The following is a 20196-nucleotide window of genomic DNA, read 5'->3' on the forward strand; positions in this document are numbered from 1 at the left end:
AATTTCAACTATATATTTAAAGATTCTTCACTCCACTTCGTTCCATTCAGAATGACAGAACGCATAATTTTCACAGTTTAAATATTCTCCAATACTTCTTTTAAAGCATTAATAAAAAGATCAGTTTCTTCTTTTTTAATGTTAAGCGCCGGAAGAATCCTCAACACAGCCTTATCATTAGAGTTTCCTGTGAAAATATGATGATTGTACAACAGGCTATTCCTCACTTCCGAGCAATCCCTGTCGAGTTCAATCCCAATCATCAAGCCTTTCCTTCGGATGGTTTTAATATGTGGAAAATCTTTAATTTCATTTTCAATATATTCGCCCATTTCCTGAGCATTTTCGATGAGATTTTCATCTTTCATCACATCTAGTACAGCAATCGCAGCAACACAAGCTAAATGATTCCCGCCAAAAGTTGTTCCCAATAAGCCATTGCTTGCTTTAAATTTAGGATGAATCAATACGGCACCGATTGGGAAACCATTCCCCATTCCTTTTGCTGTTGTGATGAGATCTGCTTCAATTCCAAATTCCTGATGAGCAAAGAAATATCCGCTTCTTCCATAACCTGACTGAACTTCATCTAAAATCAAAGCCGCATCGTATTTTTCGCACAGTTCTTTGATTTTCGTTAAAAATTCAACCGTTGGAATCATAATTCCTCCAACGCCTTGAATTCCTTCAATAATTACAGATGAGATTTCACTTCCTTGATTTTCAAAAACGGCTTCAAGCTGTTCTATATTATTCCATTCAGACTTAATAAATCTTTCGTCATAGTTTACTGGAGCGACAATTTTAGGATTATCAGTCACAGAAACCGCTGCTGAAGTTCTTCCATGAAATGAACGTGAAAAATACAATACTTTGCTTTTTCCGTTATGGAAAGAAGCCAGTTTTAAAGCATTTTCGTTCGCTTCAGCTCCTGAATTACACAGAAATAAATTATAATCTTCCAAACCCGAAAGTTTTCCTAATTTATCAGCTAGTTCAGTTTGCAATTCATTCTGAACCGAATTTGAATAGAAAGATATTTTATCTAACTGGTTTTTTAATTGAGTTTGATAATGCGGATGGTTGTGCCCGATAGAAATTACCGCGTGACCTCCGTAAAAATCAAGGTATTTTTCTCCTTTATCGTCCCAAAGAAATGATCCCTGAGCTTTTACCGGATTTATGTTGAATAATGGATATACATTGAATAAATTCATTTTCTAGTTGATTGTTGTTGGTTGATAGTTGCTGGTTTTACAACTTCATTTTATTATATTTTCTTTTGTCTTGAAACAAAAAAAACAAAAGTTCAAGACTGGAAACTTCCGCTAAAAATTTAAATTAAATCCTAAAATCCCCAAAACTCGCACGAATTGAAGATTTGTTCTTCGATTGAAAGCTTGCCTCGTGCTCAAACAGTGGGAATTTCTTAACGGATTAAATTTCAATTTTCTTAACGCTCCATTTTCCTAGGACGGTTTTGATGCAAGCTTTTAAAATTCACTATTGACTTATTGACAATTCACATTTTAATTCATATCTAAAACGCAATTGGTTTTAAATTCAGTCCTGAATTTTCTTCCCAACCCATTGCAATATTCACGTTTTGAACCGCCTGTCCGGAAGCTCCTTTCAACAAATTGTCAATCGCTGAGTGAATAACCGCAACATTTCCACTCTTTTCTATATGAATCATACAGCGATTGGTATTGACAACCTGTTTTAAATCAATTGCTTTTTCACTTACCTTTACAAAAGGTTCATCTGCATAAAAATCCTTAAACAATTGATTGATATCTGAAAGTTCTAAATCTGTTTTTACCGTGGAACTCGTAAAAATCCCTCTTGCAAAATCCCCTCTCCATGGAACAAAATTCAGACTGATCTCATTTTTATTAAAAGAAACTAACTGCTGTAAGATCTCATCTACATGTTGATGTGTCAGAGTTTTATAAGCCGAAATATTATCATTCCTCCAGGTAAAATGGGTCGTCGGCTGCAAAGACTGACCCGCTCCTGTAGAACCTGTAATTCCCGTTGAGTGCACTTCATTCAACAAACCTTTTTGAGCTAATGGAAGCAAAGCCAATTGAATTGCCGTTGCAAAACATCCAGGATTGGCAATACTTTTCGCTCCTAAGAGTTGTTTTTTGTTGATTTCAGGTAATCCGTAGATAAAATTTCTGTTTGCGAAATCTCCCTCTAAACGAAAATCATTTCCTAAATCGATGACCAACGTTTCATCTTTTACCCCATTTTGAGCTAGCCAATTCTGACTTTCTTTGTGAGGAAGACATAAAAATAAAATATCTACCTCTTCAGGCTGATCTGTTAAAACCATTTCACAAACCGTCGCTAAATCCGGGTACAGATCTGAAATTCTTGTCCCCGAATTTGAACGACTATATAAAAAACTCAAAGACACATTGGGATGAAAAGCCAACAGACGAACCAGTTCGCTTCCTGTGTAACCGTTGGCTCCGATGATTCCTGCTGTTTTTATTTCTTTTTGATTAATCATTTTTTTCAATAATTATTTTTGATAGGATTTTCATCCTACCCTGATTTAAGTCGTCCCTTCGGGACTTCCCGTTGAATTAATTTATATTTTGATTAATCTGATGATATATATTTAAAGAATTGCTTACGATTTTCGTGTAGCCTTTCACATCTTCGCCCGTCCATGCTCTATTTGCTTCGCCATAGCTTCCGAATTTATCAGACATTAGATCATACTTAGATTCAATTCCATTTAAGATAAATCTATAGGGATGAAGCGTTACAAATACTTTTCCGCTAACTGTTTTCTGAGAATCATCTAAGAAAGACTCGATATTTCTCATCACAGGATCTAAGAAAAGTGCTTCGTGAAGCCAGTTTCCGTACCAATCAGACAATTGAGATTTCATCATCTGCTGATATTTTGAAAGCGTATGTTTCTCCAATAAATGATGCGCTTTGATGATCACAGACGCCGCAGCTGCTTCAAACCCTACTCTTCCTTTAATTCCGACAATCGTGTCTCCAACGTGGATATCACGACCGATTCCGTAAACAGAAGCTAATTTTTCAATCTTTTGAATTGCATAAACCGAATGTTCAAAATTTTCTCCATTAACTGCTACAACTTCACCATTTTTAAACTCGATTTCCAATTCTGAAGGCTGAGTTTCTTTAATTTGAGATGGAAAAGCTTCTTCCGGCAAATAGTTTCTTGAAGTCAAGGTTTCTTTTCCGCCAACTGATGTTCCCCAAAGTCCTTTATTTACAGAATATTGTGCTTTTTGGAATTCCATTTCATAACCGTGGTTTTTCAAAAACTCAATTTCTTCTTCACGGGATAAAGCCATATCACGAATTGGCGTAATAATTTCTACATTCGGACACATTACCTGGAAGATCAAATCGAAACGAACTTGGTCATTTCCCGCACCTGTGCTTCCGTGAGCAATCGCATCAGCTCCAACTTCAATCGCAAACTTTGCAATTTTCTGAGCCTGAATCGTACGTTCTGCACTTACAGACAAAGGATAGGTATTGTTTTTCAACACATTACCGAAAATCAAATACTTTACACAAGAATTGTAATAATCTTCCTGAGCATCTACGCACCTGTATTCTTTCACCCCAAGATTGAAGGCTTTTTTTTCCAGTTCTTTTTCTTCTTCTTTAGAAAAACCTCCGGTATTTACAGTCACTGCATATACCTCATATCCAAGTGTTTCACTCAGATATTTGGCACAGTAAGAGGTATCTAAACCTCCGCTAAACGCTAAGATTACTTTCTTGCTCATTTTGATATTGATTTTCGGGTTGATCATTTACAACCTCATTTACTTTATTATTATCGGGAACGAAAAGCATTGCTGTACAAAGACAGTTCTTACGTTCCTTTTTCATTAAAATTTCATAATTCACACAGTTCTTGCAACCGTTCCAAAATTCCTCATCTTGTGTCAATTCAGAATAAATTACAGGTTTGTACCCTAAATCACTGTTAATTTTCATCACAGCAAGACCTGTTGTCAAGCCAAATATTTTCGCATTCGGAAATTTCTCTCTTGACAAAGCAAACACTCTATCTTTGATCAAGGTTGCAATACCTCCATGCCTGAATTTTGGAGAAACAATTAATCCAGAGTTAGCCACAAACTGACCATGCGACCAGGTTTCAATATAACAGAAACCCACCCACTCTCCATTTTCAGTGGCTACAACAGCATTGCCTTCTGAAATCTTTTTACTTAAATATTCTATAGAACGTTTTGCAATACCCGTCCCTCTTCGCTGTGCAGAATCATACATTTCCTGCTGTATTTCACTCACATACATTAGATGCATGGACGAGGAAATTTCTATTTCCATTTATTTATCTGAATTTTTTGGCAAATTTAAAACATAATAACTTTAAAAACCAAATTAAAAAGATAATTTTATCGAATTAAATTAATATACAGGTAATTTTATCTTTACAGTAAATTAACATTTTGCTAAATTATTATATATTTGCTAAAAAAATATAGTTATGGAAAATAACTGTCCGAAATGCAAGAGTACAAATATTGTAAAAAGCGGAATTATCAATGAGAAACAAAGGTTTCATTGTAAGGACTGCAACTATTATTTTACGGTAAAAAAACTTGGTAAACAGATTGATGATTATTACGTAACAAAAGCTTTGCAACTATATCTTGAAGGATTGAGCTTCCGTGAAATAGAGCGAATTATTGGCGTTTCTCATGTAACAATCAGTTCATGGATCAAGAAATACAATATCACAAGACCTCCTCATTCAGGCTTTCATCCTGTTTATAAAATTTTAAAACAAAATGAGCTGATTGAATATATTGCCAAAGAAGAAAACATTAAAGATTCCGGTTTAATTATTACCCAATTTGCAGATAAATATATGTTGATCAAATGGGAGCGTTTTAAGAAATAATTTTCTGAATGATGAGTTATGAATTATAAGTTATAAGTTTTTTATAAAACTTAATTCAATGATTATCAATAATTTAATTTAAAATAAAAAAGAACTTTCGAACTCATAATCCATCATTTATAATTCATAACTATATACACAGCATAAATATATATTAAATTTTTATAACTAAATTATTAATTACAATTTGGCTTTCACAAAATAACAGCCAAAAAATTAATAATTTATGAAGAAAATATTAAGTTTTATTGGATTAGCTTTAATTAGCTGTTCTGTATACGGTCAAGGCTCTCCTGATTATGGAAATGGTTTAAAAATAAATTTAAATCTTGAAGGAGATAAATATGTTAGATTTATTTTATGGGATCAGTTCTGGATCAGGAACACAGAAATGAATCCCGGAAGTATGGTTGGAGGTGAACCTACCGACAATACCTGGAATTTAGGAAACCGAAGAGCCCGTATTTTGGCTTACGCACAAGTAACCAAGCGTTATATGATCTTATTGCATTTCGGAATGAATAATCAAACTTTCATTAACGGTGGCGCAACCGGAACAACCGGAACAGGAGGTTATGGAAACGGCAAAAAAACACAACTTTTCTTTCATGATGCCTGGAATGAATATGCCGTAATTATGCCGGGTGAAGCAGGGAAATTCAGCTTAACTTTAGGAGGCGGACTTCATTATTACATGGGACTTTCCCGTATGACAATGGCTTCAACATTAAACTTTCTTACGGTAGATTCTCCTATTTTCAGCTGGCCTTTAATTGATAATTCCGACCAGTTTGCAAGACAAATGGGAGTTTTCGCAAAAGGTAAATATGGAAAGTTTGAATACCGAATGAGTTTAAACAAGCCATTCGCAACAGATTTAACTCCTTCAAATACTTTAATTCCAGGAAATGAAGTTGCAGTTGACAACAACGGAAACCCCAATTGGTCTAAAGCGGGTTATTTTGAATACCAATTTTTAGATACAGAATCTAATCTTCTTCCTTTCAAAGTAGGTTCTTACTTAGGGACAAAAAAAGTTTTCAACGTTGGTGCTGGTTTTTATCATCAAGCCGAGGGAACAAGAACTTCAGTCAACTCAAATATTGAAAAACACGACATCACGCTACTTTCGGCAGATGCTTTTGCCGACATTCCTTTAGGTGAAGCAAAAAATAAAATGGCAGTTTCGGCTTATGCAGGATATTTCAACTATAATTTCGGACCCAATTACGTTAGAAATTTAGGAACCATGAATATTGCAGCGAACGACCCGAATTTTGTCGGACAAAGAGCTTTGGCAGGTCCTGGAAATTTACAGCCGATGATCGGTACAGGAAATGTAGTTTATGCTCAAGCGGGTTTGTTACTTCCCAATCAGGCAGAAAAACCGAAAGTCAGAATTCAGCCTTTTGCAGCCTATACTTACAAAGATTTTGAAGCATTCGACAAACCATCTTCACAGTTTGATGTGGGAGCCAACTGGTTTTTAGACGGTCATCATGCGAAAATTACCACACAATACTCTACAAGACCGGTTTACACAAGCCCAACTGAGAGTCCGAAATCCAAAGGAGAATTTATTGTACAACTTCAGATCTATCTATAAAAATTAATTTCCATTATAATAATTTAAACAAAAAAATCTAGTGATATGAGCGAACAACACCACGATGCTTACGAAAATATGACAGATAAGCAGAAAAACCGCACCATCTGGAGTGTCATCACTGCATCATCTCTCGGAACCTTGATAGAATGGTATGATTTCTATATTTTCGGAAGTTTAGCCGTCGTTTTAGCGACAAAATTTTTCCCCGCAGACAATCCTACCGCAGCATTTTTATCTACACTGGCAACTTTTGCAGCAGGATTTGTAGTAAGACCTTTCGGAGCTTTATTCTTCGGAAGATTGGGAGATATTATCGGAAGGAAATATACTTTTCTCGTGACTTTATTAATCATGGGATTCTCCACCTTTCTGATTGGATGTATTCCTGGATATGAAACTATAGGATATTTGGCGCCAGTTTTAGTTTTAATTTTAAGACTTTTACAAGGTTTAGCTTTGGGAGGTGAATACGGTGGAGCAGCAACTTATGTTGCGGAATATTCACAGCCACACCGAAGAGGTTACTGGACTTCATGGATTCAAACTACCGCAACTGCAGGGCTTTTCATTTCTTTAATTGTTATTTTAATTACAAAAAATACACTTTCTGCTGAAGATTTTGATTCCTGGGGATGGAGAGTTCCATTTTGGATCTCAATTTTAATGGTGGGAGTTTCTTATTTCATCAGAAAAAACATGAAGGAGTCTCCGCTTTTTGCAAAGGCTAAAAGTGAAGGAAAAACTTCTAAAAATCCTTTAAAAGAAAGTTTCGGTAATAAATTCAACTTCAAGTTTGTCTTATTGGCATTATTCGGAGCAGCGATGGGACAAGGTGTAATTTGGTATACAGGACAATTTTACGCCATGAGTTTCCTCCAAAAAGTAATGAATATCAACTCAATGCAGGTAGACTATTTAATGGCAACAGCTTTATTGATGGGAACTCCTTTCTTCGTATTCTTCGGCTGGCTTTCAGATAAAATTGGAAGAAAAGCAATTATGATGACCGGAATGTTGGTTGCTATTTTAGCCTACAGACCGATTTATGATGCTATGTACAAAAGTGTAAACATTGAAGCAAAAACGGTGGCGAGTGACGGCATTAAAGAAACCAGAGTTGCAGCAATTCATAAAGAAATCGCAACAGACAGCTTAGTTACTTTCCATAAAGAAACTACTTTCACCGACGGAACTTTAATTAAAAAAGACAGTATCATTCACTGGTCTGCAACAGGTCCGGTAATGAAAGACGGAAAAGCTGAAGAGCCGAAAGTTTCCACAGCTATTACTTTGAACGACGACACAAGATGGTATTTGGTATTCCTTGTATTTATTCAGGTGATTTTCGTAACGATGGTTTACGGCCCGATTGCAGCATTCTTAGTTGAAATGTTCCCTGTGAGGATCCGTTACACCTCGATGTCTTTACCGTATCATATTGGTAATGGGGTTTTTGGAGGACTACTTCCTGCAGTTGCCACTTATCTCGTAACTTCCGGAAAAGATGCAGGACATCCAACCTGGTATCTTGAAGGACTTTGGTATCCGATTGGAGTTGCCGCAGTCTGTTTGGTCATCGGATTGATCTACCTTAAAAATAAGAACAACAATATCCACGATTAATAGGGATAATCACTTAAAAATTTATTAATTTTAAATCTACTAAAATGAACGGATTAAAAAAAATATTAGGCATTGTCTGGATTTTAGCCGCCTTAGTTGTTGCCTACTTCGGAATAACAGTGATGGGCGTACCTAAACTCACTTCAGGAAAACAGGAGGACCTTGTATTCGGAATCATTATACTTTTTGTATTGGTACCGATCGTAACAGGCGGAATGGCAATCTTCGGATATTATTCTTTAACAGGAGAATACTCTGACGATAAAGTTTAAACTATAAACGATAGATGATAATTGATGAATGATTTTGTTCATCAATTATCTTTTATCATTGATTATTCAATATTCATGAAAAAGCGACACGAACAAAAACTGATTATTCTGAGCGTAGGTTTACTTATTGCTTTCAGCATTCCTGTTTCATTGCTTTTTAACAGTGAAAGGGAAATTTTCGGTTACCCGATGATCCTTGTTTACCTATTCGCAGTCTGGATGATCTCCATCATTATTTCTTTTGTAATCGTAAAAAAATATGATGAGTAGTTTCGCATTATTTATCGTTGTTTTAATTTACCTCGCACTTTTGTTCTTAGTTGCTCATTTGGCAGAGAAGAAGAAGAGCAAGCTTTGGATTAACAACCCTTACATCTATGCATTGTCTCTTGCGGTGTACTGCACTGCATGGACGTATTATGGAAGTATCGGCGTAGCAGCGACAAGCGGTCTCAATTATTTACCCATTTACATCGGTCCCATCATGGTCATTCCGGCTTGGATTTACATTAATACAAGAATTGTAAGAATCTCAAGAGTTAATAAAATAAGTAGTCTTGCAGATTTCATTTCTTTGCGATACGGAAACAGCAGAAGCTTCAGCGCAATCATTACTTTGGTTTGCCTTTTTGCGATCATTCCTTACATCGGATTACAGATAAAAGCAATATCTGAAACATTTCACTTAGTGACAGAGACCAGTGTTTCTAAAAATATTTTTACCGACAGCGGAACTTTTGTAGTTGTTTTAATCGCTGTATTTTCATCTTATTACGGAACGAAATATGTAGACGCTTCCGAAAAACGTTTAGGAATTATCTCCGCAATCGCATTAGAAAGCTTTCTTAAATTATTTTTCATTATTATTTTAGGATTATTTGTCATTTACTATGCTTTTGACGGGTTTTCAGATTTATATCAAAAGGCGAGTAAATTTTCAGATTTTAAAGCAAAAAATACATTTAACGGAATTGAAGGCGCCATGAACTGGATGGTTCTCTGCTTAATTTCCGGAACAGCAATTTGTATTTTACCTAGACAGTTTCACACCGCAATTGTCGAAAACAGACAGGAAAAACATATTAAAACCGCAATTTGGTTTTTTCCGTTATATCTTTTAATGTTTACCATTTTCATCTTTCCGATCGCATGGGGTGGAAGAGTGATCTTTCAAGGTCAAAACGTAAATCCGGAGTTCTACTCCATTCTCATTCCCCAACATTTTGATAATACTTTGATTACAGTTTTGGTATTTTTAGGAGGTTTGAGTTCGTGCATTTCAATGATTATTATTTCAGCAATCACTTTGTCGATCATGCTTTCCAACAACCTGATCATTCCTTACGGTTTATTAGGAAAATTTAAAGCTGAAAATGAAACTCAAAATACCAGAAACATTACCAACGTACGTAAATTTTCAATTTTCGGATTGATTATCGTAGCGTTTGCTTTTTATAAATATTTCATTTTAAAAACTTCATTAGATTCAGTTGGGTTAATTTCGTTTGTCATTATTGCGCAATTGGCTCCTGCATTTTTCGGCGCTATATTTTGGCGAAGAGGAAGCTACAAAGGTGCAATCATCGGGCTTTTTGCAGGACTAATTATTTGCTACTTCGGATTGATTGTACCCCAATATTATTTTTCATACAACTCAGAAATTAAAGGAGCTTTACGCGATATGTATGACGTTTTCAACTTCTTCAGTATTCCGTATTTAGGAAGAATTCCTGAAATTTTCTTTTGGTCTATCTTAGTGAATACAGGTTTGTTTACCATTCTTTCTGTAAGCATGAAAGGAAATTACCGTGAGCGAAATTTTGCCGAATTATATGTTGACATCGATAAGTATATTCAAAATCATGAGAATGCATTTATCTGGAGAGGAACCGCTTATGTTTCTGACATCAAAAATATTTTGGAGCGTTTTTTAGGTAAAAAGAAAACCGAACAGGCAATGCGGATTTTCAACATCAAGTACAATATCGATTCGCAAACCGAAACTGCAGATTCAAGATTTATAAAATTCTCTGAAAACCTTTTAGCAGGAAGGATTGGGACAGCTTCTGCCAAAATTCTAATTGAAGGAGTAACCAAAGAAGACAAAATATCTTTGAAAGAAGTTTTAAATATTTTAGAAGAATCCAAAGAAAACATAACGTTAAACAAGAAACTTACAGAAAAATCTGAAGAACTGAAACAACTTTCAAACGACCTGAGCGCAGCCAATGAAAATCTAATTGTAAAAGACCGCCAGAAAGATGATTTCCTTGATTCTGTCGCACACGAATTAAGAACTCCGATTACAGCCATCCGTTCAGCCGGAGAAATTTTAGCAGATGATGACGATATTCCTTTAGATATTAAAAGGGAATTTTTAAACAATATCATCACAGAATCTGACCGTTTAAGTGAGATCATCAACGATATTCTTTATTTGGATAAACTTCAGCATGGAGAAATTGCTTTAAATATTCAGGAAAACAACATTATTGAAACTTACAAAAAAGCTTTAAACCCTATTTTACATTTAATTCAACAGAAATTCATTCATGTAAGCGAAGTCGATCTACTTCATAATTATCTGTTTGAATTTGATGAAGCGAGAATGATTCAACTTTTTCAAAATATACTTGGAAATGCTTTGAAATTCACTGAAGAACAAGGTACAATTCAGACTAAATTTTCAGAAAAAGAGAATCTTTTAATTATAAAAATATTCAACACCGGAAAAAACATTCCGGAAGAAGATCTGGAAGTTATTTTTGATAAATTTTACCAGTCTAAAAATCAAAACATTATAAAGCCAACAGGAAGCGGTCTCGGTCTTGCCATTTCAAAAAGAATTGTAGAAGCCCACAACGGAACTATAAAAGCAGAAAACAGTGGATTAGGGGTGACTTTTACCGTTACCTTAACCCGAAAAATATAAAAAGTAATGAAGTTGAACCTTAACGATGTACAAAAATGAAAAAAATATTAATCGCAGATGACGAACATAAAATATTAATGTCTCTAGAATACAGTTTCCGGAAAATAGGGTACGAAGTATACATTGCAAGAGACGGAGCTGAGGTTTTAGAATTTCTAAAAACTCTTGTTCCGGACGTCATTTTATTAGATATCATGATGCCGAAACTTGACGGTTACAGCACTTTGGAAGAAATTAAAAAAAATGAAGCTTTAAACAATACAAAAGTTCTTTTCTTAAGCGCTAAGAATAATCCGAAAGACATAGAAAAAGGCTTGGGAAAGGGAGCTGATGCATATGTGACAAAACCTTATTCGATTAAAAAATTAATTCAGCAGATTGAGGAACTTTTAGGATAATTCAAACATAAATATCACAAGTGGATTACACAAATAACACAAATCCTTTTGTGTCATTCGTGAAAAAAACTAGTGTAATTAGTTTTTAAAAAACAAACACAGAAAATATGAACACAGATAATTTATTTAAACAAAGCATAGAAAATAAGGAGCAATTCTGGAAAGAACAAGCTCAGGAAATTTCGTGGTTTGAATTTCCCGAAACGATTATTTCGAAAGATAAAAACAACTACACACAATGGTTTAAAGACGGAAAACTCAATATGTCTTATTTGTGCATCGACAAACATATTGAAGACGGCTTTGGAGAAGAAATTGCGATTATTTATGATTCTCCCGTTACCAATCAAAAGAAAAAATATACTTTCAATCAGGCTAAAGAAGAAATATCAAAATTAGCAGGCGGTTTGGTTTCTTTAGGTTTAAAAAAAGGCGACACGGCTGTAATTTATATGCCAATGATTCCGCAGACGCTTTTTGCAATGTTGGCTTGTGCGAGAATCGGTGTGATTCACAATGTTGTTTTCGGAGGTTTTGCGCCACACGAATTGGTTGTAAGAATTGATGATTGCAAACCAAAAGCTTTAATTACTGCAACCGCAGGAGTTGAAATCGCCAAAAGAATTCCTTATCTACCTTTAGTAGAAAAAGCGATTGAATTGGCGCAGGATAAGGTAGATAATATAATTGTCTTCAATAGAAAGCTGACTGATAATAAGGACGAAATGTTCGAAGGAATTATTGATTACGAAGAATTGGTTTCAACATCAGAACCTGCAGATTGTGTTTCTGTAGAATCCAATCATCCTTTGTATTTATTATACACTTCCGGAACTACCGGAAAACCCAAGGGAATCACCAGAGATACGGGAGGTTATGCTACTGCGTTGAAATTTTCCATGAAATATATTTATGGAATTGAGCAAGGCGAAACTTTTTGGGCAGCATCCGATTTTGGTTGGGCAGTTGGTCACAGTTACACGGTTTACGCTCCTTTAATCAACCGAAATACAACGATTATTTTTGAAGGAAAACCGATTATGACTCCCGATGCAGGAACTTTTTGGAGAATCATTTCTGAGCATAAAGTTTCGGCAATGTTTACGGCTCCAACTGCAATTAGAGCGATTAAAAAAGAAGACCCGAATGGCGAATTGATTAAAAAATATGATTTAAGCCATTTCAAAAAACAGTTTTTGGCAGGTGAAAGGTGTGACGTTGCAACCTTAGACTGGTTTGCAGAACACATCGGAGTTCCCGCCATTGACCATTGGTGGCAAACAGAATCTGGTTCACCAATGTTGGGTTTAATGACTTTTAATGATGATTATAAAATTAAAAGAGCGGCTGCAGGAAACCCGATTCCAGGATATGATATTAAAATTTTTGATGAAAATGGTTACGAATTAGACGAGCACAAAGAAGGATATTTAGTCATCAAACTTCCACTTCCTCCAGGTGCTCTTTTAGGGGTTTGGAATGATTATGAACGTTTTGAAAAAAGCTATTTATCTCAATATAAAGGTTATTATTTCTCAGGAGATGGCGCCATAAAAGATGAAGACGGTTATATTTTCATCACAGGAAGAGTTGACGATGTGATTAACGTTGCAGGACACCGACTTTCAACTTCCGAAATGGAAGAAATTGTTTCGTCTCATCCCGATGTTGCCGAATGTGCCGTTGTAGGAATTGATGATGATCTGCGTGGACAAGCTCCTTTTGCAACCGTTGTTTTGAAAAACGGTTCTGAAATTTCGGAAGAAAATGTAGAAAAAGAAATTATTCTGAAAGTAAGAGAAAAGATAGGTGCTGTTGCTTTTTTAAAAAGCGTGATGGTCGTAAAAAGGCTTCCAAAAACAAGATCCGGAAAAACTTTAAGAAAACTCATCAGAACCATTATTGATAATAAAGAATTTCAGATTCCTTCGACGATTGATGATGAAAAAATTATTGATGAGATTCAAGAAAAATTCAAGACTTACAAAAACAAAAAATAATTTAAAAATAAATAATTTCTAAAAAAATAAAAGTATGAGAAATTACGTGATAGAAGATTTACCGCACTACTTTGAAGAGTACAAAAAATCAATCAAAAACCCTAAAAAATTCTGGGATAAAGTTGCTGATCAGAATTTTGTATGGTATCAAAGATGGAGCAAGGTGGTAAAATATGATATGAATGAAGCGAAAATCACTTGGTTTAAAGATGCTAAATTAAATATCACCAAAAACTGCCTCGACAGACATTTATCGGTAAGAGGAGAAAAAACTGCCATCATTTGGGAACCGAATGATCCGAAAGAAGAAGAAGCACAACACATTTCTTACAACGAATTATATACAAGAGTCAACAAAACAGCCAATGTTCTTCGCGAAATGGGAATTGAAAAAGGCGACAGAGTCTGTATTTATCTTCCCATGATCCCTGAATTGGCAGTTACTATGTTGGCGTGTGCAAAATTAGGAGCGGTTCATTCTGTAATTTTTGCAGGGTTTTCAGCTTCGGCCGTGGTCTCAAGAGTAAATGATTGTGGCGCAAAAATGTTGATTACTTCAGACGGAAGTTACAGAGGAAGCAAAGTTTTAGATTTAAAATCGATTATTGATGAAGCTTTAGAAAAATGCCCGATTGTGGAAAAAACTTTAGTCGTAAAAAGAACCCACAACGAAATAAAAATGAAGGAAGGCAGAGATTTCTGGATGGATGATTTATATGAAAAAGCTTCCGCAGATTTCGTTACCGTAATTATGGATGCAGAAGATCCTTTATTTATTTTATACACTTCCGGTTCTACAGGAAAACCAAAAGGAATGCTTCACACTTCTGCAGGTTATATGGTGTATTCAGCATATACTTTCAAAAATGTTTTCAATTATCAGGAAAATGATATTTATTGGTGTACTGCAGATATTGGCTGGATTACAGGACACTCTTACATTCTTTACGGGCCATTATTAAACGGTGCAACAACCGTAATTTTCGAAGGAGTTCCGACTTATCCTGAACCGGACAGATTTTGGGATGTCATTGAAAAACATAAAGTAACCCAATTTTACACTGCTCCAACTGCTATTCGTTCTTTAGCAAAAGAAAGCACAGAGTGGGTTGACAAGCATGATTTAAGTTCATTACGAGTAATAGGATCTGTTGGAGAACCTATTAATGACGAAGCTTGGCATTGGTTTAACGATCATGTCGGAAGAAAAAAATGCCCGATTGTAGATACTTGGTGGCAAACAGAAACTGGTGGAATCATGATCTCTCCTATTCCATTTGTAACACCTACAAAACCTACATACGCAACACTTCCATTACCGGGAATTCAACCTGTTTTAATGGATGATAAACGCAACGAAATTACAGGAAACCAAGTTACAGGAAACCTTTGCATCCGTTTTCCGTGGCCGGGAATTGCGAGAACAATTTGGGGTGATCACCAAAGATATAAGGAAACTTATTTTTCGGCATTTCCAGGAAAATATTTTACGGGAGACGGTGCCTTGAGAGATGAGGTTGGTTACTACAGAATCACAGGTCGTGTAGATGATGTGGTGATTGTTTCTGGTCATAATTTAGGAACTGCACCAATTGAAGACAGCATCAATGAACATCCGGCTGTAGCAGAATCTGCAATCGTAGGTTTCCCTCACGATATCAAAGGAAGCGCTTTATACGGTTTTGTAATTTTAAAAGATTCCGGTTCCGACAGAAAGCAGGAAAATTTGGTTAAAGAAATTAATCAATTAATTTCCGATCAGATCGGTCCGATTGCAAAATTAGATAAAATTCAGTTTGTTTCAGGGCTTCCAAAAACACGTTCCGGAAAAATTATGCGTAGAATTTTAAGAAAAATTGCGGAAGGAGATTTCAGTAATTTTGGAGATACTTCTACTCTATTGAATCCTGAAATTGTGGAGGAGATTAAGAATGAAAGAATTTAAATTGAAAAATTTTCTATACTAAACGAAACTCTGTATTTATAACAGAGTTTTTTTGTGCTTAAAGTTTTATAAAAACAGTTTGTTCTAAAATAGACAAAATCTTAATTTTTATTAAATTTTTATAGATAAAATAAAATATTATAAATTTTATTAAATTTTTAACAAACATATTGAAAATATTTCTATCTTTAGATAACAAATACAAAACAATATTACTATGTCAAGCATCTTAGCAGGATTATTTGGACCGCACAGTGATTACAAAAAACTCGAGAAGGAAATTGAAGGCCTAGGATTTTTAGATTCCGAGTACATTGTGTACCTTAGTGACGATCATCATAACTCCCAATACTTGGCGAGTGTAGAAATAAAAAACAGAGATTTAACCGAAAAAGTGAGGCATATCTTTGATGAAAACCATGTACATAAAACCTATTTATTTGAAAATATGAGCATCGACCAGGCTTCTTACGTTAAGTTAAAAAGTTTGATTGAGGCACGGAGCAAAGCTGAAATTCACAGCAGTCCGGATGTAAGAATAAAAGTACAGCACGACGGAATAAATTCTGAAGTGAAAGCTTAGCATTAAAAACTAAAAACTTATAACCGAATCCGCGGAATTTATTTCTGCGGATTTTTAGTTTTATAAATCGACCAATCATAATATTTTTCGTATTTTCGTTTAAATAAAGCCTTTTACACAGATGAGTTACGATTTGGAACAAGAAAATAAAGAAATCTCTGCGAGGTATAAAGACCTGATTTCTAACACATACAGAACTTTGGATGAAGAAAATAATAAACTCATCCGAAAGGCTTTTGATATTGCTCTTGATGCTCACAAAGATCAAAGAAGAAAATCTGGTGAACCCTACATTTATCATCCTATTGCTGTTGCTAAAATTGTTGCGACAGAAATTGGTTTAGGAGCTTCATCAATTGCCTGTGCGCTTTTACACGATGTTATAGAAGATTCTGAGTACACTTACGAAGATCTGAAAAAGATTTTTGGAGAAAGAATAGCCGGTGTTGTCAACGGATTGACGAAGATTTCTATCATGAATCATCAGAATATTTCTGTACAGTCTGAAAACTACAGAAAATTGCTATTGACGCTTTCTGAAGATTTCCGTGTGATTCTTATTAAAATTGCAGACCGACTTCACAATATGCGAACGTTGCAAAGCATGGCGCCCGATAAACAGAAAAAAATTGCTTCTGAAACGGTTTACATTTATGCACCGATGGCTCACAGATTGGGATTGTACAATATCAAGTCTGAGCTCGAAGATTTATCTTTAAAATATAATAATCCCGAAGTTTATAATGAAATCACCGAAAAACTGGAATTGGCAAAAGAAAGCCGAATCCGCTACATCGATGAGTTTACCAAAGAAGTTTCAGAAAGATTAAAGGATGAAGGTTTAAATGTAAGTATAAAAGGTCGCGCAAAAGCCATCTCTTCTATTTACAGAAAAATGCTTAAACAGGGCGTTTCTTTTGAAGAGGTTTTTGATAATTATGCAATCCGGATTATTTATAAATCTGATGCAAAGAATGAAAAGTTCCTTGCTTGGAAAATATATTCTATCGTTACAGATGTTTATCACAGTAATCCATCAAGAATGCGTGACTGGATTACGCAACCCCGTTCTACAGGCTATGAAAGTTTACATTTAACTGTTCTTGGTCCTGATCGAAAGTGGATTGAAGTACAGATTCGTTCTGAAAGAATGGATGATATTGCTGAAAAAGGGGTTGCTGCTCATTACAAATACAAAGAAGGTTACAAACAAAGCAATGATGACCGAAATTTTGAAAAATGGGTTACCGAAATACGTGATGTACTCGAACAACAGCAGAATCTTACGACTTCTGAACTTTTAGATAATATTAAACTCAACTTATATTCTAAAGAAGTTTTTGTATTTACGCCAAAAGGTGAAATTAAAATTCTTCCGACCAATGCAACGGCTTTAGATTTTGCTTTTTCTGTGCATTCAGATTTAGGAATGAAATGTTTAGGAGCGAAAATCAACGGGAAATTGGTTCCTATTTCATACGTTCTTCAAAACGGTGATCAGGTAGACATTCTTTCATCTCAAAATCAAAAACCCAAGTTTGACTGGCTTGATTTTGTAGTGACTTCAAAGGCAAAATCAAAAATTAAAAGTTATCTTAATTCTGAGAAAAACTCATTCGTAGAAGAAGGAAAAGAAATTTTACAGAGAAAACTTCGTCATGCAAAAATTAATTTTAATGACGAGGAAATCAATAAACTTCAGAAGTTTTTCAACCTTAAGTCTTCTCAGGAGCTTTTCTTAAAATTCCAAACTAACGAACTGGATGCAAGCAGTTTAAGAAAATATATTGAAAGTAAAAACGTTTTCAATAATCTACTTTCGAGATTTAAGAGAAATACCAATAAAAACCAGCATTACGAAGAGCCGAAAGAAATCAATCTCGATATGATTGTTTTTGGGAAAGATGAAGAAAAGCTCAATTACAGTTATGCAAAATGTTGTACGGTAATTCCCGGAGACAAAATCTTTGGTTTCATTACCATTTCAGACGGAATTAAAGTTCACAGCGATAATTGTCCGAATGCGATTAATCTTCGTGCACAATATGATTACCGCGTCATTCCTGCAAAATGGGTGAATGAAGAAAGCTTCAAAAACCGTATTAAAATTGAGATTGAAGGTCTCGACAGAATGGGAATGATTAACGACATCACCACCGTAATCAGTGGTGCAATGGGAATGGATATGAAAAGTATGTCGATTGAATCTAACAACGGAATTTTCACAGGAAATATCAACTTAGAAGTAAAACATAAAGGTCAGCTTGAAGAAACATTCAAAAAATTAAAGGCAATCGACGGAATTTCAAGAATCAGACGTATTTAAAAATAAAAAAAATGATGCTGACCCAGTATTTTAAAAATTTTTTTCAAAGCAATCAATCATCCGGAGTTTTACTCATTTTATGTGTGGTTTTTGCATTAATTATTGCAAACTCATCCTTAGGAACTGGTTTTCAGCAATTTTTAGATTTTCAATTAGGTTCTGAAGATTTACATTTAAAATATCCTATAAGTATTTGGATAAACGATGGTTTGATGGCAGTTTTCTTTCTCTTAGTGGGATTGGAAATTAAAAGAGAATTGGTAGAAGGCGAGCTTTCGTCTTTTAAAAACGCTTCGCTGCCAATTTTCGCAGCAATCGGCGGAATGCTAGTTCCTGCGGTTATTTATACTGCCTTCAACTTCGGAACAGATTACGGCAACGGATGGGGAATTCCGATGGCGACTGATATTGCTTTTTCTTTGGCTATTATTTCAATGTTGGGAAAAAAAGTTCCGGCTTCGCTAAAGATTTTTCTGGCAGCTTTGGCAATTGTCGATGACTTGGGTGCTATTTTGGTGATTGCGATTTTTTATACCGAACAAATTCACTGGATCTATCTTTTGCTTTCTTTCGGCATTGTTGCGGTTTTATTTCTTTTAAATTATCTGAAGGTTACAAAGCTGGTTTTCTATATTGTTCCGGGAATATTTTTATGGTATTTCCTGCATCATTCAGGAATTCACGCAACGATTGCAGGAGTTTTATTGGCTTTTACGATTCCAACTAATGTTTCTAAAACAAAAATATCACCTTTAGAAAAACTTGAACATTCGCTGCATTTTCCGGTGAGCTTTATTATCATGCCGATTTTCGCATTAACAAACACCAATATTGCCTTTAACAGCAGTATGGTCGACGGATTATTCAACAGTTTAGGATTGGGAATAATTGGCGGACTTGTTTTAGGTAAACTGATAGGAATTAATCTTTTCTCACTGATTGCCATAAAACTAAAAATCAGTTCACTTCCACAACGCTCTTCATGGAATCAGATGATCGGTGTCGGTCTTTTAGCGGGAATAGGATTTACAATGTCAATATTCATTGCCTTGCTTTCTTTTAAACATGAAATATCTTTTCAGGATGAAGCTAAATTTGCTATTCTGATTGCTTCATTTATCGCAGCAGTTTCCGGATATTTGATTTTAAATTTCAGTGCAAAGAAAAAGAGAGTAAAAAAACACAGAAAGATCAGTTCTTCTTAACGGTCCAGTTTCCTTTAAGACTGCCCATTTCCCAAGTCCCCATCTTCGAATTAAGATTACCAATCAACATAAAACCCGATGGCGCTCTGTTGGTAGTATTGAAAGATGCATTGATAAAACCTGTAAGATAGCTTTCGCTCGAATTCAGCGTTTTTCTTGTAATTTCTACTGTACCTTTTTCACTAACATTAATGATCAGATTTCCACTCACATCTCCGGTATAAGTTCCTGTGTAAGTTCCTCGGTATGGTGAAACAGCATTCTGTTCTTGTTTATTTTCATAAATCTGATCGACAACATCTTCACACGATTGTAAAGTCAAAAGAGACATTATCATTAATACACCTGAAATACGCTTCAT

At 35.0% G+C, this 20196-nt stretch carries 17 protein-coding genes; 12 read left to right on the plus strand and 5 right to left on the minus strand.

Annotated elements, in window-relative coordinates:
- Window positions 1-77 precede the first annotated feature (77 nt).
- The 4 genes from FDY99_RS01045 to FDY99_RS01060 all read right to left on the minus strand — a co-directional run bounded on the left by FDY99_RS01045 (window position 78) and on the right by FDY99_RS01060 (window position 4365).
- The gene (locus tag FDY99_RS01045; protein ID WP_139418718.1) at window positions 78-1217 is read right to left on the minus strand and encodes an aspartate aminotransferase family protein; all 1140 of its coding nucleotides are present in this window, start codon (window positions 1215-1217) and stop codon (window positions 78-80) included.
- Between the two features lie 323 nt (window positions 1218-1540).
- Window positions 1541-2521 carry an N-acetyl-gamma-glutamyl-phosphate reductase gene (argC, locus tag FDY99_RS01050; protein WP_139418719.1) on the minus strand — a complete coding sequence of 327 codons (981 nt, stop codon included), beginning with the start codon at window positions 2519-2521 and terminating at the stop codon, window positions 1541-1543.
- 76 nt (window positions 2522-2597) lie between these two features.
- Entirely contained in the window at window positions 2598-3794 is a 1197-nt protein-coding gene (gene argG / locus FDY99_RS01055; RefSeq protein ID WP_139418720.1) for an argininosuccinate synthase, read from the minus strand.
- A complete protein-coding gene (locus FDY99_RS01060; RefSeq protein WP_139418721.1) occupies window positions 3766-4365 on the minus strand; it encodes a GNAT family N-acetyltransferase in 600 nt (199 codons plus the stop codon). The genes argG and FDY99_RS01060 overlap by 29 nt, the downstream gene beginning before the upstream one ends.
- 160 nt (window positions 4366-4525) lie before the next feature.
- On the opposite strand from FDY99_RS01060, the gene FDY99_RS01065 reads away from it, so the two are divergent.
- The 12 genes from FDY99_RS01065 to nhaA all read left to right on the plus strand — a co-directional run bounded on the left by FDY99_RS01065 (window position 4526) and on the right by nhaA (window position 19835).
- Complete coding sequence (locus FDY99_RS01065; protein WP_102981257.1) at window positions 4526-4942, plus strand: IS1/IS1595 family N-terminal zinc-binding domain-containing protein; 417 nt, start codon at window positions 4526-4528, stop codon at window positions 4940-4942.
- 226 nt (window positions 4943-5168) lie between these two features.
- The gene (locus tag FDY99_RS01070) at window positions 5169-6548 is read left to right on the plus strand and encodes a porin (protein ID WP_139418722.1); all 1380 of its coding nucleotides are present in this window, start codon (window positions 5169-5171) and stop codon (window positions 6546-6548) included.
- Window positions 6549-6593: 45 nt separating this feature from the next.
- The gene (locus tag FDY99_RS01075; protein WP_139418723.1) at window positions 6594-8174 is read left to right on the plus strand and encodes an MFS transporter; all 1581 of its coding nucleotides are present in this window, start codon (window positions 6594-6596) and stop codon (window positions 8172-8174) included.
- 44 nt (window positions 8175-8218) lie between these two features.
- Complete coding sequence (locus FDY99_RS01080) at window positions 8219-8446, plus strand: DUF6814 family protein (protein WP_066679784.1); 228 nt, start codon at window positions 8219-8221, stop codon at window positions 8444-8446.
- A 75-nt stretch (window positions 8447-8521) separates the two neighbouring features.
- Window positions 8522-8716, plus strand: coding sequence for a hypothetical protein (locus FDY99_RS01085; protein ID WP_074230182.1), 195 nt, complete (start codon window positions 8522-8524; stop codon window positions 8714-8716).
- Window positions 8709-11378: an ATP-binding protein gene (locus FDY99_RS01090; protein ID WP_139423745.1), complete on the plus strand. Its 2670-nt coding sequence runs from the start codon at window positions 8709-8711 to the stop codon at window positions 11376-11378. Before FDY99_RS01085 ends, FDY99_RS01090 begins: the two co-directional genes overlap by 8 nt.
- Window positions 11379-11413: 35 nt before the next feature.
- Window positions 11414-11776 (plus strand): response regulator transcription factor, encoded by a 363-nt coding sequence (locus tag FDY99_RS01095; RefSeq protein ID WP_139418724.1) that lies wholly within the window; start codon window positions 11414-11416, stop codon window positions 11774-11776.
- 107 nt (window positions 11777-11883) lie between these two features.
- Window positions 11884-13776 (plus strand): AMP-binding protein, encoded by a 1893-nt coding sequence (locus tag FDY99_RS01100; protein WP_139418725.1) that lies wholly within the window; start codon window positions 11884-11886, stop codon window positions 13774-13776.
- Window positions 13777-13810: 34 nt separating this feature from the next.
- Window positions 13811-15721 carry an acetate--CoA ligase gene (acs, locus tag FDY99_RS01105; protein WP_139418726.1) on the plus strand — a complete coding sequence of 637 codons (1911 nt, stop codon included), beginning with the start codon at window positions 13811-13813 and terminating at the stop codon, window positions 15719-15721.
- Window positions 15722-15938: 217 nt separating this feature from the next.
- The gene (locus tag FDY99_RS01110; protein WP_074228205.1) at window positions 15939-16304 is read left to right on the plus strand and encodes a hypothetical protein; all 366 of its coding nucleotides are present in this window, start codon (window positions 15939-15941) and stop codon (window positions 16302-16304) included.
- Window positions 16305-16425: 121 nt separating this feature from the next.
- Window positions 16426-18630, plus strand: a complete 2205-nt coding sequence (locus FDY99_RS01115; RefSeq protein ID WP_139418727.1) for a RelA/SpoT family protein — start codon at window positions 16426-16428, stop codon at window positions 18628-18630.
- A gap of 11 nt (window positions 18631-18641) precedes the next feature.
- Window positions 18642-19835 (plus strand): Na+/H+ antiporter NhaA, encoded by a 1194-nt coding sequence (gene nhaA / locus FDY99_RS01120; RefSeq protein ID WP_139418728.1) that lies wholly within the window; start codon window positions 18642-18644, stop codon window positions 19833-19835.
- On the opposite strand, the gene FDY99_RS01125 is transcribed toward nhaA, so the two are convergent.
- The gene (locus tag FDY99_RS01125) at window positions 19822-20196 is read right to left on the minus strand and encodes a hypothetical protein (RefSeq protein WP_139418729.1); all 375 of its coding nucleotides are present in this window, start codon (window positions 20194-20196) and stop codon (window positions 19822-19824) included. The genes nhaA and FDY99_RS01125 overlap by 14 nt on opposite strands.

This window comes from Chryseobacterium mulctrae, assembly GCF_006175945.1.
Classification (GTDB): domain Bacteria; phylum Bacteroidota; class Bacteroidia; order Flavobacteriales; family Weeksellaceae; genus Chryseobacterium; species Chryseobacterium mulctrae.